Below are 21,884 nucleotides of genomic sequence, written 5' to 3' on the forward strand. Positions count from 1 at the left end.
CATCTCGGACCGGAGGCGCTGCATGACCCCCAAAGCCCGCTCCATCGTCGTCTGGACGCTCGTCGCTGTCGTCGGTGCCGTCTGCTGGGCGGTGCTCGCCCTCAGCCGCGGCGAGGATGTCTCGGCGCTGTGGATCCTGTTCGCGGCGCTGTCGTCGTACCTGATCGCCTATCGCTTCTACTCCCGCTTCCTGGCCCGGACCGTGCTCCGCCTCGACGACACCCGGGCCACGCCGGCCGAGCGGCTCGACGACGGCGCCGACTTCGAGGTCACCGACAAGCGGGTGCTCTTCGGCCACCACTTCGCCGCGATCGCCGGCGCGGGGCCGCTGGTCGGCCCGGTGCTGGCGGCGCAGATGGGCTACCTGCCCGGGACCCTCTGGATCATCGTCGGCGTCATCTTCGCCGGCGCCGTGCAGGACATGGTCGTGCTCTTCCTGTCCCTGCGCCGCGACGGCAAGAGCCTGGGCCAGATGGTCCGGGAGGAGATCGGCGTGGTCGGCGGCACGGCCGCGCTGATCGCCGTCTTCGCCATCATGATCATCATCCTGGCGGTGCTCTCGCTGGTCGTGGTCAACGCGCTGGCCGAGTCGCCGTGGGGCGTGTTCTCCATCGGCCTGACCATCCCGATCGCCCTGTTCATGGGCTGCTACCTGCGCTTCGTCCGCCCGGGCCGGGTCCTGGAGGTCACCGGCATCGGGGTGGTCCTGCTGCTGCTCGCCATCGTCGGCGGCGGGTACGTCGAGACCTGGGGCCTGGCCGACAGCCTGACCCTCTCCAAGGAGACGCTGACGGTCTGCCTGGTGGTCTACGGCTTCGTGGCCTCGATCCTGCCGGTCTGGCTGCTGCTGACCCCTCGCGACTACCTGTCGACGTTCATGAAGATCGGCGTCATCCTGCTGCTCGCCGTCGGCCTGGTGCTGGCCACGCCGGTCCTCCAGAACGACGCCGTCACCTCGTTCGCCACCGAGGGGAACGGCCCGGTCTTCGCCGGGAAGCTGTTCCCGTTCCTGTTCATCACCATCGCCTGCGGCGCCCTCTCCGGCTTCCACGCCCTCATCGCGTCGGGCACCACGCCGAAGATGGTCGGCAAGGAGAGCCACGTCCGGATGATCGGGTACGGCGGCATGCTGATGGAGTCGTTCGTCGCCATCTCGGCGCTGATCGCCGCCTCGGTCATCGACCAGGGGCTCTACTTCGCGATGAACGCGCCGGCCGGGATGACCGGGGGCACCGTCGAGGGCGCGGTCGAGTTCGTCAACGGCCTCGGCTTCACCCTCAGCCCCGACCAGCTGAACGCCGCCGCCGCGGCCGTCGAGGAGGAGCTGGTCTCGCGCACCGGTGGCGCCCCCACCCTGGCTCTCGGCATCTCGACCATCTTCAGCGACGCCTTCGGCGGCAACCTGGCCGCGTTCTGGTACCACTTCGCGATCATGTTCGAGGCGCTGTTCATCCTCACCGCGGTCGACGCCGGCACCCGCGTGGGCCGGTTCATGGTCCAGGACACCGTCGGCAACGTCTGGAAGCGGTACGCCGACACCACCTGGAAGCCGGCCGCCTGGAGCGCCTCGGCCGTGGTCGTCGCCTGCTGGGGCTACATGCTGTACGTCGGCGTCACCGACCCGCTGGGCGGGATCAACCAGCTCTTCCCGCTGTTCGGCATCGCGAACCAGCTGCTGGCGGCCATCGCGCTGACCCTCTGCGTGACCCTGTTCCTCAAGCACGGCTGGACGAAGTGGGTCTGGGTGCCCGCCGTACCCCTGGCCTGGGACCTGGTCACCACGATGACCGCGAGCTACCAGAAGGTCTTCTCCTCCGACCCCACCATCGGCTACTTCGCCCAGGCCGACCGCTACCGCGAGGCCCGCGACGCCGGCGAGGTCCTGGCTCCGGCGGCCGACGCCTCCCAGATGGCCACGGTGATCACCAACTCCACCGTCAACGGCGTCCTCCAGGCCTCGTTCGCCGTGCTGGTGATCGTGATCGTGGCCAACGCCGCGGTGATCTGGGTCCGCGCCCTGCGGGCCGGTTCGCTGCCGACCACCGAGGTCCCGCACGTGCCGTCCCAGCTGCCGCCCGACGGCGCGCAGGAGCGCGAGCCGGTGGGGGCGGGCCGGTGAGCGCGCTCGCCGCGGTGCGCCGCTACCTGCGCGACTTCACCGGTGAGTCCCGCTGGGACGCCTACGTCGAGCGCTGCGAGCGCGAGGGCACCGAGCCGATGACCCGCCGCGCCTTCGAGCGCCACCGTGACGCCCACCGCGAGCGGTCCACCCAGGGTCGCTGCTGCTGAGCGTCGAGGGACGCGAGATGGTCCCCGCCAGGGGTCGTGGGCAGCCATCTCGCGTCACTCGACGACGACGACCGGCCTGCGGCGGACGGCGTGCCGGAACGGCCGTCGGCCGCTGGTAGGGTCGGGGCCGTTCGACATCCTTTAACGATCCGTCCCGTGAGGCGGAGAAGGAGGTACGGCGTGCCGTCGCATGCCCCCGCGATCCTGGTCCTCGAGGACGGTCGCACCTTCACCGGCGAGGCCTACGGCGCCCCCGGCGAGACCTTCGGCGAAGCGGTCTTCAACACCGGCATGACCGGCTACCAGGAGACGCTGACCGATCCGTCCTACCACCGCCAGGTGGTGGTGATGACCGCCCCGCACATCGGCAACACCGGCGTGAACGACGAGGACCCCGAGTCCTCCCGCATCTGGGTGGCCGGGTACGTCGTCCGCGACCCCGCCCGGGTCCCCAGCAACCACCGCAGCCGGCGCTCGCTCGACGAGGAGCTGCGCGACCAGGGCGTCGTCGGCATCTCCGGCGTCGACACCCGTGCGCTGACCCGTCACCTGCGCGAGCGGGGTGCGATGCGCGTCGGCATCTCCAGCACCGAGACCGACCCCGCGGCGCTGCTCGACCGGGTCCGCGCGTCGGGGGAGATGGCGGGCTCCGAGCTGGCGACCGAGGTCTCCACGAGCGAGACGTACGTCGTCCCCGCGCACGGCGAGAAGCGGTTCACCGTCGCCGCGCTGGACCTGGGCATCAAGACCATGACGCCCTACCGGATGGCCGAGCGCGGCATCGAGGTGCACGTGCTGCCCGCCGCCGCGACCCTCGACGACATCCTCGCGGTGCAGCCCGACGGGCTCTTCTACTCCAACGGCCCCGGCGACCCGGCCGCGACCACGCAGCAGATCGAGGTCCTGCAGGGCGCGCTCGCGCGTGACCTGCCCTACTTCGGCATCTGCTTCGGCAACCAGCTCTTCGGCCGCGCGCTCGGCTTCGGCACCTACAAGCTGAAGTACGGCCACCGCGGCATCAACCAGCCGGTCCTGGACCGCACCACCGGCAAGGTCGAGGTCACCGCCCACAACCACGGCTTCGCGGTCGACGCCCCGCTCGACGCGCCCACCACCACGCCGTACGGCGTCGCGAGCGTCAGCCACGTCTGCCTCAACGACGACGTCGTCGAGGGCCTCGAGCTCCGGGCCTCGACCGGCTCGACCACCGAGGTGGGGCGACTGAAGAGCTTCTCCGTCCAGTACCACCCCGAGGCCGCCGCCGGCCCGCACGACGCGGCGTACCTCTTCGACCGGTTCGTCGACCTGATGAGCGGTGCCCCGGTGGTTGAGGAGGTTGCGCAGCAACCGTCTCGAAACCCGGTGAGCCGAGAGGAAGCCTGAGATGCCGAAGCGCGAGGACATCAAGTCCGTCCTGGTGATCGGGTCCGGCCCGATCGTCATCGGCCAGGCCTGCGAGTTCGACTACTCCGGCACCCAGGCCTGCCGGGTGCTGAAGGCCGAGGGGATCCGGGTGATCCTGGTCAACTCCAACCCGGCCACGATCATGACCGACCCGGAGTTCGCGGACGCGACGTACGTCGAGCCGATCACGCCCGAGTTCGTCGAGCAGGTGATCGCCAAGGAGCGCCCCGACGCGCTGCTCCCGACCCTGGGCGGCCAGACCGCGCTCAACGCGGCGATCGCGCTGCACGAGAACGGCGTGCTGGAGAAGTACGGCGTCGAGATGATCGGCGCCAGCTTCGAGGCCATTCACCGCGGCGAGAACCGCGAGCTGTTCAACGCGATCGTGCACAAGGTCGGCGGCGAGGTGGCGCGCAGCTTCGTGTGCCACTCGATGGACGACTGCGAGCAGGCGGTCGGCGAGCTCGGCTACCCCGTCGTGATCCGGCCGTCGTTCACCATGGGCGGCACCGGCTCCGGCATCGCCTTCGACGCGACCGAGCTGGCCCGGATCGCCGGTGCCGGCCTGGCCGCGAGCCCGACCACCGAGGTGCTGATCGAGGAGTCGATCATCGGGTGGAAGGAGTACGAGCTGGAGGTGATGCGCGACAAGGCCGACAACGTCGTCATCATCTGCTCGATCGAGAACCTCGACCCGATGGGCGTGCACACCGGCGACTCGATCACCGTCGCGCCGGCGATGACGCTCACCGACCGCGAGTACCAGCACCTGCGCGACCTGGCCATCGGCATCATCCGCGAGGTCGGGGTCGACACCGGCGGCTGCAACATCCAGTACGCCGTCAACCCCGCCGACGGGCGCGTCATCGTCATCGAGATGAACCCGCGGGTCAGCCGGTCGAGCGCGCTGGCGTCCAAGGCGACCGGCTACCCGATCGCCAAGATCGCCGCGAAGGTGGCGATCGGCTACACCCTCGACGAGATCCCCAACGACATCACCGTGCGCGCCGACGGCTCCAGCACGCCGGCGGCCTTCGAACCGACCCTCGACTACGTGGTCGTGAAGGTCCCGCGGTTCGCGTTCGAGAAGTTCCCGGGCGCCGACAAGCGGCTCACGACCCACATGAAGTCGGTCGGCGAGGCGATGGCCATCGGCCGCAACTTCACCGAGGCGCTGCAGAAGGCGCTGCGCTCGCTGGAGTCCAAGGACGCCGTCTTCGACTGGCACCAGGAGTACGTCGAGCTCGACAAGGCCGCGCTGCTGGCCGAGATCGCCACGCCCACCGACGGCCGGCTCAAGCGGGTCATGGACGCGATCCGGGCGGGTGCGACGCCCGAGGAGGTCTTCGGGGCCACCGGCATCGACCCCTGGTACGTCGACCAGCTGGTGCTGATCAACGAGATCGCCGAGGAGGTCACCGCCGCGCCCGAGCTCACGCCCGGACTGCTGCGGCTGGCCAAGCGGCACGGCTTCTCCGACGCCCAGATCGGCAAGATCCGCGGCATGACGGCCGACGTCGTCCGCGGGGTCCGGCACGCGCTCGGCATCCGGCCGGTCTACAAGACCGTCGACACCTGCGCGGCCGAGTTCGCGGCGGCGACGCCGTACCACTACTCGTCGTACGACGAGGAGAGCGAGGTCGCCCCACGCGAGCGGCCGGCCGTGATCATCCTCGGCTCGGGGCCGAACCGGATCGGGCAGGGCATCGAGTTCGACTATTCCTGCGTCCACGCGAGCCTGGCGCTCAGCGAGGCCGGCTACGACACGGTGATGGTCAACTGCAACCCGGAGACGGTGAGCACGGACTACGACACCTCGGACCGGCTCTACTTCGAGCCGCTCACCCTCGAGGACGTCCTGGAGGTCGTGCACGCCGAGACCCTGGCCGGCCCGATCGCCGGCGTCATCTGCCAGCTGGGCGGCCAGACCCCGCTCGGGCTCGCCCAGGGCCTCGCGGCCGCCGGCGTCCCGATCGTCGGCACCTCGCCCGACTCCATCGACCTGGCCGAGGAGCGCGGCGCCTTCGGGCGGGTGCTCGCGGAGGCCGGCCTGGTGGCGCCCAAGCACGGGACGGCGACGTCGTACCCCGAGGCGCAGCGGATCGCCGCCGAGATCGGCTACCCGGTCCTGGTGCGGCCGTCGTACGTCCTGGGCGGGCGCGGCATGGAGATCGTGTACGGCGACGACGCGCTCCAGGCGTACCTGGAGAAGTACGTCGCCGCCGGGCTGATCTCCCGCGGGGCCCCGGTGCTGGTCGACCGCTTCCTCGACGACGCCATCGAGATCGACGTCGACGCGCTCTTCGACGGCGAGGAGCTCTTCCTCGGCGGCGTGATGGAGCACATCGAGGAGGCCGGCATCCACTCCGGCGACTCGTCCTGCGCGCTGCCGCCGATCACCCTCGGCGCCCGCGAGATCGAGCGGATCCGCGAGGCCACCGAGGCGATCGCCCGAGGCGTGGGCGTGCGTGGCCTACTCAACATCCAGTTCGCGCTGGGCTCGGACATCCTCTACGTCCTGGAGGCCAACCCGCGCGCCTCGCGGACGGTGCCGTTCGTGTCGAAGGCCACCGCCACGCCGCTGGCCAAGGCCGCGGCCCGGGTGATGCTGGGGGAGACCGTCGCCGAGCTGCGCGCGGCCGGCCTGCTGCCGGCGACCGGCGACGGCGGGACGCTGCCGGCCGACCAGCCGATCGCGGTCAAGGAGGCGGTGATGCCGTTCAACCGGTTCCGCACCCCCGACGGCCAGCAGGTCGACACCGTGCTCGGCCCGGAGATGAAGTCGACCGGCGAGGTGATGGGATTCGACACCGACTTCGGCAAGGCCTTCGCCAAGTCCCAGGCCGCGGCGTTCGGCCCGCTCCCCACGAGCGGCAAGATCTTCGTGTCGGTCGCCAACCGCGACAAGCGCTCGATGATCTTCCCGGTACGGGTGCTGGCCGACCTGGGCTTCGAGATCCTCGCGACGCAGGGCACCGCCGAGGTGCTGCGCCGCAACGGCGTGCCGTCGACGATCGTGCGCAAGCACTTCGAGGGCGAGGGCCCGAACGGCGAGCGGACCACGGTCCAGCTCATCCACGACGGCGAGATCCAGCTGATCGTGAACACGCCGTACGGCGCGGGCACGGGCGGCCAGGCCCGCCTGGACGGCTACGAGATCCGCACCGCCGCCGTCCGCGCCAACGTCCCCTGCATCACCACCGTCCAGGGCCTGGGCGCCGCGGTGCAGGGCATCGAGGCGATGCGTCGCGGCGACATCGGCGTCCGGTCCCTGCAGGAGTGGGCCGCGCGATGAACGCGACCGCGGTGGTTGAGGAGGTTGCGCAGCAACCGTCTCGAAACCCCTCGTGCCGAGAGTCGGCCTCGATCGGGGTCGTCGTCCCTCTCACCGGGTTTCGAGACGGGACTTCGTCCCTCCTCAACCACCGGGAGGCCAGGCCGTGACCGCCTACGACGTGCTCTTCGACCGCGTCGCGACCCGGATCGACCCGGAGCGGGCCCACCACCTGGGCTTCCGGGCGATCCGGACCGCCGCCCCGGTCCTGGCGCGCCGCAAGCAGCCCTGGGCGCCGGTGCACGCGCTGGGGCTGACCTTCCCCAACCGGCTCGGCCTGGCCGCGGGCTTCGACAAGAACGCGGTCGGGATCGACGCGCTGGCCGCGCTCGGCTTCGGCCACGTCGAGGTCGGCACGGTCACCGGCGAGGGCCAGCCCGGCAACCCGACGCCGCGGCTGTTCCGGCTCACCGCCGACCGGGCCGTGGTCAACCGGATGGGCTTCAACAACGACGGCGCCGAGGCGGTCGCCGCCCGGCTCGCGGTCCGGGGCCGTCGGCCCGGACCGGTCCTCGGCGTGAACATCGGCAAGACCAAGGTCGTGCCCGACGACGACCAGGCCGCGGTCGAGGCCGACTACGCCAAGAGCACCCGGCTGCTGGCGCCGCACGCCGACTATCTGGTGGTCAACGTCAGCTCGCCGAACACCCCGGGGCTGCGCAACCTCCAGGCGGTCGAGAAGCTGCAGCCGCTGCTGGAGCACGTGCGTCGTACGGCGGACGAGGTCACGGCGGCGCGGGTGCCGCTGCTGGTCAAGATCGCGCCCGACCTGGCCGACGACGACGTGCTCGGTGTCGCCGAGATGGCGCTGGCCATCGGCCTCGACGGGATCATCGCCACCAACACCACGATCTCCCGGACCGGGCTGGCCAGCCCGGACGCCGAGGTCGAGGCCGTCGGCGCCGGCGGGCTGTCCGGCCGGCCGCTGACGGCCCGCTCGCTGGAGGTGCTCCGGCTGCTCCGCGGCCGGGTCGGCCCCGACCTGACGCTGGTCGGCGTCGGGGGCGTCACCACCGTCGAGGACGCACGCGACCGGCTCGACGCCGGCGCGGACCTGCTCCAGGGCTACACGGCGTTCGTCTACGAGGGCCCGGGCTGGCCGCGCCGGATCCTGCGGGGCATCTCGGGATGAGCCTGCACGTCACCGGGGAGCTGCTCGACAGCAAGCGGGTGGGCGCCTACCGCCACCTCACCCTGGTGGCGCCGGGCGTCGCCGAGCGCTTCCGTCCCGGCACCTTCGTCGCGCTCACCCTGGCCGACTCGGCCCGGCTCGCGCGGCGCTCGTACTGGATCCACCAGGTGCGGCCGGTCGGCGGGTACGGGCCGGCGCTGCAGCTGGTCGTGGAGCCGGTCGGCGTCGCCGGCACCTGGCTGGCCGGGCTGCCGGTCGGCTCGAAGGTCGGGCTCACCGGCCCGTTGGGACGGCCGTTCGCGCTGCCCAAGGAGCCGGTCTCCTGCCTGCTCGTGGGCGAGGACGTCTCCGCCGCGCCGTTGTTCCCGCTCGCCGAGCGGCTCCGCGAGCGCGGTTGCGCGGTGACCCTGCTGGTCGCCGGGCGCGACGAGGCCCACCTGCTGTCGGCCCTCGAGGCCCGGCGCTCGGCGCGCGCGGTCACCGTCGTCACCGCGGACGGGTCGGTGGGGCAGAAGGGGCGGGTCGCCGACGTCGTGGTCGAGACCCTGGCGCGCGCCCGCGCGGAGGTCGTGTACGCCGCCGGCCCCCACGACACGCTGCACGCCGTGGCCGCCGCGGCCGAGGACCAGGGCGCCTGGAGCCAGACCGCGGTCGAGGTGGCCCAGCCCTGCGCGACGGGTCTGTGCCACGGCTGCGCGCTGCCCGTCGTCGGCGAGGACGGCGTCTCCCGGACCGTGCGTGCGTGCACCGAGGGTCCGGTGGTCCGCGGTGACCGGGTCCGCTGGGGAGCGCTCGCATGAGCGTCTCCCTGGGCGCCCTCGAGCTGTCCGGACCCGTGCTGGTCGCCGCCGGGTGCGGCGGCACGGGCCGCGAGCTGGAGCCGTACGTCGACCTGGCCACCCTGGGCGCCTTCGTCACCCGCTCGATCAGCCTCGACCCGCGGTCCGGTGCCGAGGCCCCCCGGGTCGTCGAGACCCCCTCCGGCCTGCTCCACGCCGAGCCGCCCAGCCCCGGCCTGGAGCCGTTCCTGGCCAGCGAGCTGCCCTGGCTGGTGCGCTCCGGCGCCCGCGTCGTCGTCTCCATCACCGGCCGGAGCCTGGGGGAGCACACCGAGATCGCCCGCCGGCTCGGCCGCGCGCCCGGCCCGGCCGCGGTCGAGGTCGCCGTCAGCGGCGAGCCCTTCCACGCGGCCAGCCTGGTCGCCGCCGTCGTCCGGGATCTGCCCCGCGGGCTCCCCGTGCTGGCCAAGCTCCGCCCCGACCTGCTCCGCGTCGTCGAGACCGCCCGGGGCGTCCTCGACGCCGGGGCCGCGGCCGTCGTCGTGGGCGACGCCCAGGCGGCCGCGCTGCCCGACGGCCGGCCCGCGGGCCTCTCCGGCCCGGCGATCCGGCCGGTGGCCCTGCGCTGCGTCACCGAGGTGTGCGCCGCCCTCCCGGACGCCGCGGTGATCGGGGGCGGGGGCATCGCCACCACCGCCGACGCCCGCAGCTTCCTCGCCGCCGGGGCGCGGGCCGTCCAGGTCGGCACCGCCCTGCTCCACGACCCCACCACCGCCGCGCGGATCGCGGCCGAGCTCGACCAGGAGACCCCATGAGCCCCTTCGGCACCCGCCTGCACGCCGCCATCGCCGACCGCGGCCCGTTCTGCGTCGGCATCGACCCGCACGCCGGGCTGCTGCACGAGTGGGGACTCGCCGACGACGTCGCCGGGCTGGAGCGGTTCGCGCTGACCGTCGTGGAGGCGGTGGCGCCGTACGCCTCGGTGGTGAAGCCGCAGTCGGCCTTCTACGAGCGCTTCGGGAGCCGTGGCGTCGCGGTCCTGGAACGGGTGGTCGCCGACTCCCGGGCGGCCGGGGCGCTCGTGTTGATGGACGTCAAGCGCGGCGACATCGGCTCCACCTCCCAGGCGTACGCCGACGCCTACCTCGACCCGGCCTCCCCGCTCGCCTCGGACGCGATCACCGCCAGCCCGTTCCTCGGCTTCGGGTCGCTGGACCCGATGATCGACACCGCGCGCACCCACGGGGCCGGCGTCTTCGTCCTCGCGCTCACCTCCAACAAGGAGGGGCCCGAGTTCCAGCACGCCCGCACCGACTCCGGCGCCACGGTGGCCGGCACCGTCCTCGACCACCTGCGCCGCCTCAACGCGGACGCCGATCCGCTCGGCAGCTTCGGCGCGGTCATCGGCGCCACCATCGGGGAGCCGGACGAGGACCTGGCCTTCAACGGCCCTGTCCTCGCCCCCGGGTACGGCGCCCAGGGCGGCACCACGGCCGACATCCGCCGGATCTTCGGCCCGGCCGCCGGTGCGGTGCTGGCCAGCTCCTCGCGCGAGGTGCTCCGGCTCGGCCCCGACACCGCTGCGATGCGCGACGCCGTACGACGGGCGAACGACGAGCTGACCGCGTAGCCGCTCAGCGGTACCAGTCGGCCCGGCGCCGCAGAGCGGCGTCGAGGAAGGGACGCAGCTCGCCGTCGATGGCCGCGACGCGTTCGGCGTCCAGGACGATGGTGCCGGGGGAGGGCGGCAGGCTGCGCAGCAGGCGCAGGCGCTCACCGGTCGGCGGATGGGTGCGGTCGGTGCCGCTGCGCTCGCCGGCGGCGAGCAGGGCCTCCGCGTGGTCGCGCTCGTCGAGGGCAGTCGCGCGAGCGCGGATCTCGACGGCCAGGTCGGGACGCCGCGGGTCGACGGCGGCCCGGTTGGCGGCCCGGTCGATCACGTCGGCCGCGAGCAGGAGCTCCAGCACCTCGATCGTCGCGGGCGTGCCGGCCACGACGGCCGACTCGAGATCGGCCAGCAGCTCGGCACGCCGGGAGGCGGCCGAGTTGACCCATCCGAGCAGCCGGAGCGAGCCGGTCGACGCCATCCGCATCGGCCAGAGGGCAACGGTGGCGATGATCGGGGTGTGGCCGAGGCTCGACGCGCGTTCCTCGCCGGGTGAGGAGGCGTCGGCCCACGTCTGCAGGGTGGCGAGCGCGGTGCCGACGTACCGGCCGTGCACGACGTCGCGCCGAGCGAAGTGCCCGACCTCGTGGCCGAGCAGCGCGATCCGGGCCTGCGGACCGAGCGCCACCCACAGCGGGGCGCCGAGGACGAGGGTCCGGGTCCGCAGCCCACTGCGGCGGGCGTAGGCGTTGGTGTCCTCGTCGATGCCGAGGTACGTCGGGGGCCGCGTGCCGAGCGCGCCCGCCACCTCGGCGACGAGGCCGGTGAGGACCGGGGCCGCCTCGGGTGTCACCTCGTCGGCGCGGTCGCGGTGGGGCCGCCGGACGAGGAGCAGCACGGGCAGCAGCAGGACGATCCCGGCGAGGCGCTGGACGAGGTTGTCGCCCGCCACCACCAGGCCGACGCCGCCGGCGAGCAGGGCGAGCACCGAGAGGTGGACGATCGTGGCCAGCGCCAGGGCGATGATGGCGGCCGGCGGCGGCACGGCCCTGGACGAAGGCGTCGACGGGCGGTCGACGGTCCGTCGGTCGAGGACGGCGGCGACGCGGGCGTCGACCCTCTCGCGCAGGCGCTGGTGCTCGGCCACCCGAGGAGCCTAGGGAACGTAGGGTCCCGGGACATGGGGAACCACAGGATCGGACGTGCACGACGTCGCGCCCGGATCGGGGCGGCACTGCTTGCGCTGGGCGTGCTCCCGCTGGCGGCCTGTGGTGGGGATCCTGCGCAGGACTACTGCGCGGCTGTGCAGGAGCACCAGGAGGAGCTCACCGAGATCGTCGCCGCCGGCGGCCCGACCGCGCTGCTCGGGGCCCTGGACGCCTTCCGCGACCTGCAGGAGCAGGCCCCCGGCGACATCCGTGACGAGTGGCAGCAGGTGGTCGGGCGGCTCGACGACCTGGAGGAGGCGCTGGAGGACGCCGACGTCGACCCTCAGACGTACGACGCCGCCGAGCCGCCGGGCGACCTGCCCGCTGCGGACCGGTCCCGGATCGCCGCCGCGGGCCGGGCCCTGGTCGCCCCGGAGACCGCCGACGCGCTCGAGGCCCTGCAGCAGCAGGCACGTGACGTGTGCAAGACACCTCTCACCCTGTAGGACATCGGGTAGAACATGTTCTCGTTGCCGCGATTGCCGCTCGCCGCGGGTTCTGACTAGATTGACCTCTCACGCCGCCCCCCTCACGAAGGACCCGCTCACGTGGCACTGCCCCCACTCACCCCCGAACAGCGTCAGGCGGCTCTCGAGAAGGCCGCAGCATCCCGGCGGGAGCGGGCCGAGGTCAAGAACCGGCTGAAGAACTCCGGCGCCTCGATCGTCGACGTGCTGCGCCAGGGCCAGACCAACGAGGTCGTCGGCAAGATGCGGGTCGTCGACCTGCTCCAGTCGATGCCCGGGCTCGGCAAGGTTCGCGCACGCCAGGTCATGGAGCGGCTCGGGATCGCCGAGAGCCGCCGGGTCCGCGGGCTCGGGGCCAAGCAGGTCGCGGCTCTCGAGGCCGAGTTCGCCCCGCGCGACGACACGTGAGCCGCTCGCGCCTCGTCGTACTCGCCGGCCCGACGGCCGTCGGCAAGGGGAGCGTGGCGGCCGCCGTGCGCGCCGCCCACCCCGAGGTCTGGATCTCGGTCTCGGCGACGACCCGTCCGCCGCGCCCCGGGGAGGAGAACGGCGTCCACTACTGGTTCGTCTCCGACGAGGAGTTCGACCGGATGGTCGCCGAGGACGACCTGCTCGAGTGGGCGGTGGTCCACCGGGCGGCCCGCTACGGCACCCCGCGGCAGCCCGTCGAGCTGGCCCTGGCCTCCGGGCACCCGGCCATGCTGGAGATCGACCTCCAGGGTGCGCGCCAGGTGCGCGAGACGATGGCGGACGCGATGTTCGTCTTCCTGAAGCCGCCGTCGTGGGACGAGCTCGTGCGCCGGCTGGTCGGCCGGGGCACCGAGACGGAGGAGGAGCGCGAGCGGCGGCTCGTCACCGCTCGCGACGAGCTGGCCGCCGAGCCGGAGTTCGACGTGACCATCGTCAACCACGAGATTCACGCTGCCGCTGAGGAGTTGGTAGCCTTGATGGTGCAATCCCCAACTGATCGTGAGGCGTAACCGCGTGTCTTCTCCGAACATCGCCGCCGAGGGTGTCACCAACCCCTCGATCGACGACCTGCTGACCAAGACGGACAGCAAGTACAAGCTGGTGCTCTACAGCGCCAAGCGCGCCCGCCAGATCAACGCCTACTACTCCCAGCTCGGCGAGGGCCTCCTCGAGTACGTCGGCCCGCTCGTGGACACGCACGTCCAGGAGAAGCCGCTCTCGATCGCGCTCCGCGAGATCAACGACGACCTGCTGACCTGCGAGGACGTCGACCCGGCCGAGCTCGCGGCCGAGGAGGCTGCGGCCAAGGCCGCCGCCGCCGACGCGTTCCCCGCGAGCGAGTAGTTCGCTGAGCACCAGCTCCGACCACGTGGCCGCGTCCCCCTCGGGGACGCGGCCACGGGTCGTCCTGGGCGTCTCCGGCGGGATCGCCGCCTACAAGGCCTGCGAGGTGCTGCGGCGCTTCAGCGAGTCGGGACACGACGTCACCGTGGTGCCGACCGCCGCGGCACTGGAGTTCGTCGGTGCCCCCACCTGGGCCGCGCTGTCCGGTAAGCCCGTGGCCAGCGACGTCTGGTCGTCGGTGCACGAGGTGCCCCACGTCCGGATCGGCCAGGGCGCCGACCTGGTCGTCGTGGCCCCCGCCACCGCCGACCTGCTCGCCAAGGCCGCCCACGGACAGGCCGACGACCTGCTGACCAGCACCCTGCTGACAGCCCGCTGCCCGGTGGTCTTCGCCCCGGCCATGCACACCGAGATGTGGGAGCACCCCGCCACGCGGGCCAACGTGGCCACGCTGCGCGCCCGCGGCGCCGTCGTCCTCGAGCCCGCCGAGGGCCGCCTCACCGGTGCCGACACCGGGAAGGGCCGGCTGCCCGACCCGGGCGAGATCTTCGAGGTGGCGCGCGAGGTCCTCACCCGCGGAGTCTCGGCGGGCTCGACCGCCGAGCTCACCGACCTGGCCGGACGCCACGTCGTCGTGTCGGCCGGCGGCACCCGCGAGTACCTCGACCCGGTCCGCTTCCTCGGCAACCGCTCGTCCGGTCTGCAGGGCTACGCCCTGGCCCGGGCCGCCGCTGCCCGCGGGGCCGGGGTCACGCTGGTCGCCGCCAACGTGACGCTGCCCGACCCAGCCGGCGTCACGGTGGTCCGGGTCGAGACCACGGCCGAGCTGCGGGCCGAGGTCGTCGCGGCGGCGGGCTCCGCCGACGCCGTGGTGATGGCGGCCGCCCCGGCGGACTTCCGGCCCACCACCGTCAGCGACGCCAAGATCAAGAAGTCCGACGACGGCTCGGCGCCGGGCATCGAGCTCGCGCAGAACCCCGACATCCTCCACGAGATCAGCACCCACCGGGCCCGGTCCGGCAGCGTGATCGTGGGCTTCGCCGCCGAGACGGGTGATGCGACCGGATCGGTCCTCGACCTGGCCCGCGCCAAGCTGGCCCGCAAAGGCTGCGACCTGCTGGTGGTCAACGACGTCAGCGGGGGAGCGGTGTTCGGCAGCCCCGACAACGAGGCCGTGATCCTGGCCGCCGACGGGGCGACCGTCGAGGTCCCGCGCGGCACCAAGAGCGCCCTCGCGCACGTGATCTGGGACCAGGTCGCGACGCGCCTCGGCTGAGACCGTCGTCTCGGCCTGCGGGACGACGGCTAGGGTGTGCGCGCAGCACGAATCTGCACCAACCAACTGCACCATTGACATACGGGAGCGAGTAGCACTGTGGCTGGACGTCTCTTCACGTCGGAGTCGGTGACCGAGGGTCACCCGGACAAGATCGCGGACGCGATCAGCGACACCGTCCTCGACGCCCTGTTGGCCGACGACAAGCACAGCCGGGTCGCGGTCGAGACCCTGCTGACCACGGGCCTCGTGGTCGTGGCCGGCGAGGTGACGACGACGTCGTACGCCCCGATCGCCAAGCTGGTCCGCGAGAAGATCGTCGAGATCGGCTACGACGACGGCGCCAAGGGCTTCGACGGTCGCGGCTGCGGCGTCCAGATCGCGATCGGTGCCCAGTCGCCCGACATCGCGCAGGGCGTGGACACCGGCCACGAGTCGCGCACCGGATCGGTGGACGCCAAGGACAAGCAGGGCGCCGGCGACCAGGGCCTGATGTTCGGCTACGCGTGCGACGACACGCCTGAGCTGATGCCGCTGCCGATCACCATCGCGCACCGCCTCTCGGAGCGGCTGACCGCGGTCCGCAAGGACGGCACGCTCGCCTACCTGCGTCCCGACGGCAAGACCCAGGTCACCATCGAGTACGACGCCGACGACCGCCCGGTCCGCATCGACACCGTCGTCCTCTCCAGCCAGCACTCCGAGGACACCACCCTCGAGACGCTCGAGGCCGACGTGAAGAAGCACGTCATCGACCCGGTGCTGGCCAGCTTCGACATCCCGTCCGAGGGCTACCGGCTGCTGGTCAACCCGACCGGCAAGTTCGTCATCGGCGGGCCGATGGGCGACGCCGGCCTGACCGGCCGCAAGATCATCGTCGACACCTACGGCGGCATGGCCCGCCACGGCGGCGGCGCGTTCTCCGGCAAGGACCCGTCGAAGGTCGACCGCTCCGCGGCGTACGCCATGCGCTGGGTCGCCAAGAACGTCGTGGCCGCCGGCCTGGCCCGGCGCTGCGAGGCCCAGGTCGCCTACGCGATCGGCAAGGCCCAGCCGGTCGGCGTCTTCATCCAGACCTTCGGCACCGGCACGGTCTCGGACGAGAAGATCCAGGAGGCCGTGCTGGCCGTCTTCGACCTGCGTCCGGCCGCGATCATCGAGGACCTCGACCTGCTCCGCCCGATCTACGCCAAGACGGCCGCCTACGGCCACTTCGGCCGCGAGCTGCCCGAGTTCACGTGGGAGCGCACCGACCGCGCCGACGCGCTGAAGGCCGCCGTCCAGGCCTGATCCAGGCGCCTGCGGGCTCGGGGGTGGTGGCTGGTAGGAATACCGCCATGACCCCCGAGCCCGAGCAGCCCGAGCTGCTGCCGGGCATGGTGCGGGCGACCGTGCGGGCCTCCCAGGCGAAGGCCCGGGCCACCCGCGAGCGCAAGGCCGTCGAGGCTGAGATCACCGACGTTCTGCCGGTGGCGCAGGTGCTGGTCGACGTCCCCCTGGCCCACCTCGACCGGCCGTTCGACTACGCCGTCCCGGTCACCATGGCCGAGTCCGCGCAGCCCGGGGTGCGGGTCAAGGTCCGCTTCGCCGGCCAGGACGTCGATGGCTACGTCGTCGCCCGCGTCGACCGGTCCGACCATCCTGGCCGGCTCGCCCCGCTGCGCCGCGTGGTCGGCGCCGAGCCGGTGCTGACCCCCGCCGTGGCGGCGCTGACCGCCGCCGTCGCCGAGCGGTACGCCGGCAGCCGCGCCGACGTGCTCCGCCTCGCGGTCCCGGCCCGGCACGCCACCACCGAGAAGGAGCCCTCGCCGCCCCCGCCCGCCGCGACCCCCGACGTGGCCGACGCGGGGCGCGCGGCCTGGGCCGACCACGAGCACGCCGACGCGTTCCTGTCCCATCTGCGCTCCGGCGGGTCGCCCCGGGCCGTGTGGGGCGCCGCACCCGGCACCGACTGGCCGCTGCTGCTCGCCCACGCCGCGGCGGCGACCCTGGCCGGTGGCCGGGGCGCGCTGCTGGTGGTGCCCGACCGGCGCGACCTCGACCGGGTCGACCAGGCGCTGACCGAGCTGCTCGGAGAGGGCCACCACGTGGCCCTGGCCGCCGACTCGGGGCCGGCTCGGCGCTACCGCGACTTCCTCGCGGTCAGCCGCGGTGCCCGTCGCGTGGTCGTCGGCACCCGCGCCGCGGGGTTCGCCCCGGTCCGCGACCTCGGGCTGGTCGCCATCTGGGACGACGGCGACGACCTGCACGCCGAGCCGCGGGCGCCGTACCCGCACGCCCGCGAGGTGCTGCTGCTGCGCGCGGAGCGGGAGGGCGCCGCCGCGCTGGTCGGCGGCTTCGCCCGCACGGTCGAGGCCGACTACCTGCTGCGCACCGGCTGGGCCCGTCCCCTCGCCCCGCCCCGAGCCGTCATCCGCTCGGCGCTCACCGTGACCGTGGCCGGGGCCTCCGACTTCGACGTCGAGCGGGACGCGCACGCCCGGGCCGCGCGGATGCCGCTGCAGGTGCGCGACCTGGTCCGCGACGCGCTGGCCGGCGGGCCGGTGCTGGTGCAGACGCCGCGCTCGGGCTACGTCCCGAGCCTGGCCTGCGAACGCTGCCGGACCCCCGCGCGCTGCACGGTCTGTGCCGGCCCGCTGGCGCTCTCGGGTCCGACCCGGCCGCCCGCCTGCCGCTGGTGCGGCACCGAGGTCGAGGCCTGGGCCTGCGCCGAGTGCGGCCACCACGGGCTGCGCGCCCCGGTCGTGGGCGACTCCCGGACCGCCGAGGAGCTCGGCCGGGCCTTCCCCGGGGTCCGGGTGCTGACCTCGTCGGGCGACCGGGTGGTGGCCCGGGTCGACGGGCGGCCCGCGGTCGTGGTCGCCACCCCCGGGGGTGAGCCGGTGGCGGATGACGGGTACGCCGCGGTCGTCCTGCTGGACGCCTGGCTGGCGCTCGGCCGCGCCGACCTGCGCACCGACGAGGAGGCGCTGCGCCGCTGGAGCAACGCCGTCGGGCTGGTCCGCCCGGGTGGACAGGCCCTCGTGGTGGGCGATGCCGCCCACCCGGCGCTCCAGGCCCTGGTGCGCTGGGACCACGCCGGGTTCGCCGAGCGCGAGTCCACCCAGCGCCAGGCCGCCCACCTGCCGCCCGCCTCCCGGCTGGCCACGATCAGCGGCGAGCCGGGCCCGGTCGACGACGCGGTCACCCTGCTCGACCTGCCCGCGGCAGCCGAGGTGCTCGGCCCGGTGGAGACCGAGGAGGGCTCGCGGGTCGTCGTACGCGTCCCCCGGGCGCTGGGCGCCGACCTGGCCCGCGCTCTCGGCCAGCTCCAGCGGGTGCGCTCCAGCCGCAAGCTCGACGCGGTCCGGATCCAGGTCGACCCCTACTCGCTCTGAGCGCCGGGGGCCGCCGAGTCAGCACCGGTCGTGCTGACTCGGCGCCTGGCGACCGGGCTCTCTAGACTCCTCGGGTGGCCATCCAACCCATCCGGCTCTTCGGTGACCCGGTCCTCCGCAAGCCCGCCCTGGTGGTGGACCGCTTCGACAAGGAGCTGCACCGCATCGTCCAGGACCTCACCGACACGATGCTGGCCGCGCCGGGCGCCGGTCTGGCCGCGCCGCAGATCGGCATCGGGCTGCGGGTCTTCACCTGGAACGTCGAGGGCGAGGTCGGCCACCTGGTGAACCCGACCCTCGAGCTCTCGGAGGAGAAGCAGGACGGCATGGAGGGCTGCCTGTCCATCCCCGACCTGAGCTTCGACTGCCTGCGGGCGCTGCGGGTCGTCGCGCACGGCTTCGACATGCACGGGGAGCCGGTGACCATCGAGGGGTCCGACTACCTCGCCCGCGCGATCCAGCACGAGACCGACCACCTCGACGGCGTGCTGTTCGTGGACCGGCTCGACGGGGAGACCCGCAAGGCGGCGATGAAGGCGATCCGGGAGGCCGAGTGGTTCGGGCTGGAGAAGCCCACGGTCAAGGTCAGCCCGCACGCCACCAACGGGCTGGGGTTCTGAGGTGCGCGTCGTCTTCGCCGGCACCCCCGAGGTCGCCGTCCCGGCGCTCGACGCCATCGCCGCCTCCCGTCACGAGCTGGTCGGCGTCGTCACCCGTCCCGACGCCCCGGCCGGCCGCGGGCGCAAGCTGGTGGCCAGCCCGGTCGCGCTGCGGGCCGAGGAGCTCGGCGTACCCCTGCTGAAGCCCGACCACCCGCGCGACCCGGAGTTCCAGGCCGCGCTGCGCGAGCTGGCGCCGGACTGCTGCCCGGTCGTGGCGTACGGCGCCCTGCTGCCGCAGTCGGCCCTCGACATCCCGCCGCTGGGCTGGGTCAACCTGCACTTCTCCTGCCTGCCCGCCTGGCGGGGCGCGGCCCCGGTGCAGCACTCCATCTGGGGCGGCGACGAGGTCACCGGCGCGACCACGTTCCGGATCGTCAAGGAGATGGACGCCGGCCCGACGTTCGGCGTGATGACCGAGCGCATCCGGCCCACCGACACTGCGGGCGACCTGCTCGGCCGGCTCGCCGAGGGCGGTGCGGGGCTGCTCGTCACGACGCTCGACCACCTCGAGGTCGGCGACATCGAGGCCCGCCCGCAGCCCGACGACGGCGTCAGCATGGCCCCCAAGATCACCGTCGAGGACGCCCGGGTCGACTGGGCCGAGCCCGCCGCCGCGGTCGACCGGCGGATCCGCGCGTGCACGCCCGGGCCCGGGGCATGGTCGACGTACGGCGGCGAGCGGATCAAGCTGGGTCCGGTCGCGGCCGAGCCCGACGTGGCCCTGGTGCCGGGGACCCTCGAGGTGCGCAAGAACGCCGTCCTGGTCGGCACCGGCACCCACGCCGTACGGCTCGGCGACGTCAAGGCCTTCGGCAAGAAGCAGATGCCGGCCGCCGACTGGGCCCGCGGCACCCGCGTGGAGACGGGTGCGGTCTTCGGTGGCGAGTGACCGCCCGGCCACTCCGGACGACGTCGACGAGATCTGTCGCTCGCTGCCGGAGGTCGAGCTCGGCACGTCCTGGGGCGACGTGCCGACCTACCTCGTGCGCGGCCGCGGCTTCGTGCTGTTCCGCAAGCCCCACCACACGGCCGTCGACCCCGCCACCGGCGAGGAGTACGACGACCTGCTGGTGATCGTGACTCCGACCGTGGTCGAGAAGCAGGCGCTGGTCGACGACGAGCGGCTGCCGTTCTTCACCATCGACCATTTCCGCCGCACCAACGCGGTGCTCGTGCAGCAGTCCCGGCTCGGCGAGCTGGGACGGGCCGAGCTGGCCGAGATCATCACCGACGCCTGGGCCGCCCGGGCGCCCAAGAAGCTGGCCCGCGAGCGCCTCGACGGTTCGTCGGATGGCTGAGCGCTCGCGCGGCCGGCGGCCCGACCCGTCGCGACTGGCCGCGTTCGAGGTGCTGAAGGTCGTCCGGGTCGACGACGCCTACGCCAACCTGGCCCTGCCTGCCGTGCTCCGCGAGCACGGCCTGAGCGGCCGCGACGCGGCCTTCACGACCGAGCTGGTCTCGGGCACGCTGCGCCGACGGGGCACCTACGACGCGGTCCTGGCCGCGTGCGTCGACCGGCCGCTGCGCAAGGTCGAGGCCAAGGTCCTCGACGCACTCCGGCTCGGGGTGCATCAGCTGCTCGCGATGCGGGTGCCGGCGCACGCCGCCATCAGCACGACCGTCGACCTCGTGCGTTCCAAGGTCGGGCCCGGTGCGGCGTCGTTCAGCAACGCCGTGCTGCGCAAGGTGTCGGCCCGCGACCTCGACGGCTGGCTGGCGACCTTCGGCGACGACCTCGCGACCGTGCACAGCCACCCCGCCTGGATCGTCGAGCGGCTCCGCGAGGCGGTCGGACCCGAGGAGCTCCCGGCCCTGCTGGCCGCCGACAACGATCCGCCACGGGTCACCCTGGTCGCGCGGCCCGGGTGGGCCACCCGCGAGGAGCTGCCGGGCGCGCCGACGTCGTACTCGCCCTGGGGGGTGGTGCTCGAGGGTGGTGACCCCGGCGCCGTTCCCGCCGTCGCCGAGGGACGCGCCGGCGTGCAGGACGAGGGCTCGCAGCTGGTGGCGGCGGTGCTGGCCGCGGCTCCGGTCGACTCCCCGGACGCCGCCTGGTTGGACCTGTGTGCCGGTCCCGGGGGCAAGGCCGCCCTGCTGGCGGCGCTGGCGGCCCAGCGCGGCGCGACCCTGCTGGCCAACGAGCGCCAGCCGCACCGTGCCCGCCTGGTCGCCCGTTCGGTCGCCGGCGGGCCGGGGGTCCTCGGGGTGGTGGCCGGCGACGGCACGGCCCCGCCGTACCCGTCCGGGGTCTTCGACCGGGTCCTGGTCGACGCGCCCTGCACCGGCTTGGGCGCGCTCCGCCGGCGCCCGGAGTCGCGCTGGCGCCGCCGTCCGGCCGATCTCGACGAGCTGGTGCCGCTCCAGGGCGCCCTGCTGCGCTCGGCCCTCGACCTGGTCCGACCGGGCGGGGTGGTGCTCTACGCGACCTGCTCGCCGGTGCTGGCCGAGACCGCCGGCGTGGTGAGCAGTGTGCTGGCGGACCGGGCGGACGTCGTGCTCGAGGACGCGGCCGCGCTGCTGCCGCAGGTGCCCGACGCGGCCGGGCCGCTGCCCGGCACGCTGCAGCTGTGGCCGCACCGGCACGGCACCGACGCGATGTTCCTGGCCCTGCTGCGCCGCCAGGGGTAGGTCGCGATGAGGTACCGCCCGCGGCCGCCGAGCGGACCGGCAGCGGACTCGGCCGTCGGAGGCATCGAGCTCCTGCTCGGTGAGGCGGCGTCGCGCCACCCCGCGGGGGTGTGGCAGGGGCGGGCCCAGCACGTCCTGATGATCTGTGCCTGCGTGACGCTCCACGAGTCGCCCGACTGGATCGTCTTCGACACGGTCGACGGCCTGGGCTGGCGGCGCTGGCCGGATGACCTTCCCGACGAGGAGATGGTGCGGGCACCGCACGAGGCGGGAGGTCACGCGGATCCGTCCGACGTGCTCGCCTGGCTGCGGGGCGACGCCGCCGATCCCTGGACGAGCGGCGGCGGCCATGGTGACCCGGAGGTCGTCGGGGCCTTGCGACGGTGGATGGTCGACGACTGATCGAGC

21 protein-coding genes are annotated in these 21,884 nt (G+C 73.6%); 20 read left to right on the forward strand and 1 reads right to left on the reverse strand.

The features are described 5' to 3' along the window. Nucleotides 1–22: 22 nt before the first annotated feature. The 8 genes from V7S47_RS12300 (at nucleotide 23) to pyrF (ending at nucleotide 10,568) form a co-directional block, all read left to right on the forward strand. Nucleotides 23–2,119, forward strand: a complete 2,097-nt coding sequence (locus V7S47_RS12300) for a carbon starvation CstA family protein (RefSeq protein WP_336561817.1) — start codon at nucleotides 23–25, stop codon at nucleotides 2,117–2,119. After that, nucleotides 2,116–2,289, forward strand: a complete 174-nt coding sequence (locus V7S47_RS12305; RefSeq protein WP_090855374.1) for a YbdD/YjiX family protein — start codon at nucleotides 2,116–2,118, stop codon at nucleotides 2,287–2,289. The genes V7S47_RS12300 and V7S47_RS12305 overlap by 4 nt, the downstream gene beginning before the upstream one ends. A 180-nt stretch (nucleotides 2,290–2,469) precedes the next feature. Then, nucleotides 2,470–3,672, forward strand: coding sequence for a glutamine-hydrolyzing carbamoyl-phosphate synthase small subunit (gene carA, locus V7S47_RS12310; protein WP_336561818.1), 1,203 nt, complete (start codon nucleotides 2,470–2,472; stop codon nucleotides 3,670–3,672). A 1-nt stretch (nucleotide 3,673) separates the two neighbouring features. Continuing rightward, the gene (carB, locus tag V7S47_RS12315; protein WP_336561819.1) at nucleotides 3,674–6,988 is read left to right on the forward strand and encodes a carbamoyl-phosphate synthase large subunit; all 3,315 of its coding nucleotides are present in this window, start codon (nucleotides 3,674–3,676) and stop codon (nucleotides 6,986–6,988) included. A 145-nt stretch (nucleotides 6,989–7,133) separates the two neighbouring features. Then, nucleotides 7,134–8,159, forward strand: a complete 1,026-nt coding sequence (locus V7S47_RS12320) for a quinone-dependent dihydroorotate dehydrogenase (RefSeq protein WP_336561820.1) — start codon at nucleotides 7,134–7,136, stop codon at nucleotides 8,157–8,159. Further along, nucleotides 8,156–8,959 (forward strand): iron-sulfur cluster-binding protein, encoded by an 804-nt coding sequence (locus tag V7S47_RS12325; RefSeq protein ID WP_336561821.1) that lies wholly within the window; start codon nucleotides 8,156–8,158, stop codon nucleotides 8,957–8,959. The genes V7S47_RS12320 and V7S47_RS12325 overlap by 4 nt, the downstream gene beginning before the upstream one ends. Next, nucleotides 8,956–9,753 carry a HisA/HisF-related TIM barrel protein gene (locus V7S47_RS12330; RefSeq protein ID WP_336561822.1) on the forward strand — a complete coding sequence of 266 codons (798 nt, stop codon included), beginning with the start codon at nucleotides 8,956–8,958 and terminating at the stop codon, nucleotides 9,751–9,753. The genes V7S47_RS12325 and V7S47_RS12330 overlap by 4 nt, the downstream gene beginning before the upstream one ends. Next, entirely contained in the window at nucleotides 9,750–10,568 is an 819-nt protein-coding gene (pyrF, locus tag V7S47_RS12335; RefSeq protein WP_336561823.1) for an orotidine-5'-phosphate decarboxylase, read from the forward strand. The genes V7S47_RS12330 and pyrF overlap by 4 nt, the downstream gene beginning before the upstream one ends. 4 nt (nucleotides 10,569–10,572) lie before the next feature. On the opposite strand, the gene V7S47_RS12340 is transcribed toward pyrF, so the two are convergent. Then, nucleotides 10,573–11,691, reverse strand: coding sequence for a M48 family metalloprotease (locus V7S47_RS12340; protein WP_336561824.1), 1,119 nt, complete (start codon nucleotides 11,689–11,691; stop codon nucleotides 10,573–10,575). A gap of 33 nt (nucleotides 11,692–11,724) precedes the next feature. Here V7S47_RS12340 and V7S47_RS12345 point away from each other — a divergent pair, with 33 nt between their 5' ends. The 12 genes from V7S47_RS12345 (at nucleotide 11,725) to V7S47_RS12400 (ending at nucleotide 21,878) form a co-directional block, all read left to right on the forward strand. Then, complete coding sequence (locus tag V7S47_RS12345) at nucleotides 11,725–12,198, forward strand: hypothetical protein (RefSeq protein WP_336561825.1); 474 nt, start codon at nucleotides 11,725–11,727, stop codon at nucleotides 12,196–12,198. 102 nt (nucleotides 12,199–12,300) lie between these two features. Then, the gene (gene mihF, locus V7S47_RS12350) at nucleotides 12,301–12,627 is read left to right on the forward strand and encodes an integration host factor, actinobacterial type (RefSeq protein WP_090855406.1); all 327 of its coding nucleotides are present in this window, start codon (nucleotides 12,301–12,303) and stop codon (nucleotides 12,625–12,627) included. Beyond that, nucleotides 12,624–13,199, forward strand: a complete 576-nt coding sequence (gene gmk, locus V7S47_RS12355) for a guanylate kinase (RefSeq protein ID WP_336561826.1) — start codon at nucleotides 12,624–12,626, stop codon at nucleotides 13,197–13,199. The genes mihF and gmk overlap by 4 nt, the downstream gene beginning before the upstream one ends. Before the next feature lie 4 nt (nucleotides 13,200–13,203). Continuing rightward, a complete protein-coding gene (rpoZ, locus tag V7S47_RS12360; RefSeq protein ID WP_090855413.1) occupies nucleotides 13,204–13,533 on the forward strand; it encodes a DNA-directed RNA polymerase subunit omega in 330 nt (109 codons plus the stop codon). Between the two features lie 25 nt (nucleotides 13,534–13,558). Further along, nucleotides 13,559–14,809: a bifunctional phosphopantothenoylcysteine decarboxylase/phosphopantothenate--cysteine ligase CoaBC gene (gene coaBC, locus V7S47_RS12365; protein ID WP_336561827.1), complete on the forward strand. Its 1,251-nt coding sequence runs from the start codon at nucleotides 13,559–13,561 to the stop codon at nucleotides 14,807–14,809. A gap of 99 nt (nucleotides 14,810–14,908) precedes the next feature. Then, entirely contained in the window at nucleotides 14,909–16,099 is a 1,191-nt protein-coding gene (metK, locus tag V7S47_RS12370) for a methionine adenosyltransferase (RefSeq protein ID WP_090855419.1), read from the forward strand. A 47-nt stretch (nucleotides 16,100–16,146) separates the two neighbouring features. Further along, the gene (locus tag V7S47_RS12375) at nucleotides 16,147–18,186 is read left to right on the forward strand and encodes a primosomal protein N' (protein ID WP_336561828.1); all 2,040 of its coding nucleotides are present in this window, start codon (nucleotides 16,147–16,149) and stop codon (nucleotides 18,184–18,186) included. Nucleotides 18,187–18,260: 74 nt separating this feature from the next. Further along, entirely contained in the window at nucleotides 18,261–18,806 is a 546-nt protein-coding gene (def, locus tag V7S47_RS12380; protein ID WP_090855422.1) for a peptide deformylase, read from the forward strand. A gap of 1 nt (nucleotide 18,807) precedes the next feature. After that, nucleotides 18,808–19,737 carry a methionyl-tRNA formyltransferase gene (gene fmt, locus V7S47_RS12385; protein WP_336561829.1) on the forward strand — a complete coding sequence of 310 codons (930 nt, stop codon included), beginning with the start codon at nucleotides 18,808–18,810 and terminating at the stop codon, nucleotides 19,735–19,737. Further along, a complete protein-coding gene (locus V7S47_RS12390) occupies nucleotides 19,727–20,146 on the forward strand; it encodes an MmcQ/YjbR family DNA-binding protein (RefSeq protein ID WP_336561830.1) in 420 nt (139 codons plus the stop codon). The genes fmt and V7S47_RS12390 overlap by 11 nt, the downstream gene beginning before the upstream one ends. Further along, entirely contained in the window at nucleotides 20,139–21,476 is a 1,338-nt protein-coding gene (locus V7S47_RS12395; protein ID WP_336561831.1) for an RsmB/NOP family class I SAM-dependent RNA methyltransferase, read from the forward strand. The genes V7S47_RS12390 and V7S47_RS12395 overlap by 8 nt, the downstream gene beginning before the upstream one ends. Before the next feature lie 6 nt (nucleotides 21,477–21,482). Then, complete coding sequence (locus V7S47_RS12400; RefSeq protein WP_336561833.1) at nucleotides 21,483–21,878, forward strand: hypothetical protein; 396 nt, start codon at nucleotides 21,483–21,485, stop codon at nucleotides 21,876–21,878. Nucleotides 21,879–21,884: the final 6 nt, after the last annotated feature.

It is taken from the genome of Nocardioides sp. CCNWLW216, assembly GCF_037120545.1.
Taxonomy (GTDB): Bacteria; Actinomycetota; Actinomycetes; order Propionibacteriales; family Nocardioidaceae; genus Nocardioides; species Nocardioides lianchengensis.

Coding starts and splice junctions, on each gene's coding strand:
- V7S47_RS12375 (WP_336561828.1), top strand. CDS start 16,147: ATGACCCCCGAGCCCGAGCAGCCCGAGCTGCTGCCGGGCATGGTGCGG.
- pyrF (WP_336561823.1), top strand. CDS start 9,750: ATGAGCCCCTTCGGCACCCGCCTGCACGCCGCCATCGCCGACCGCGGC.
- V7S47_RS12300 (WP_336561817.1), top strand. CDS start 23: ATGACCCCCAAAGCCCGCTCCATCGTCGTCTGGACGCTCGTCGCTGTC.
- V7S47_RS12325 (WP_336561821.1), top strand. CDS start 8,156: ATGAGCCTGCACGTCACCGGGGAGCTGCTCGACAGCAAGCGGGTGGGC.
- V7S47_RS12395 (WP_336561831.1), top strand. CDS start 20,139: ATGGCTGAGCGCTCGCGCGGCCGGCGGCCCGACCCGTCGCGACTGGCC.
- V7S47_RS12345 (WP_336561825.1), top strand. CDS start 11,725: ATGGGGAACCACAGGATCGGACGTGCACGACGTCGCGCCCGGATCGGG.
- V7S47_RS12400 (WP_336561833.1), top strand. CDS start 21,483: ATGAGGTACCGCCCGCGGCCGCCGAGCGGACCGGCAGCGGACTCGGCC.
- carB (WP_336561819.1), top strand. CDS start 3,674: ATGCCGAAGCGCGAGGACATCAAGTCCGTCCTGGTGATCGGGTCCGGC.
- V7S47_RS12330 (WP_336561822.1), top strand. CDS start 8,956: ATGAGCGTCTCCCTGGGCGCCCTCGAGCTGTCCGGACCCGTGCTGGTC.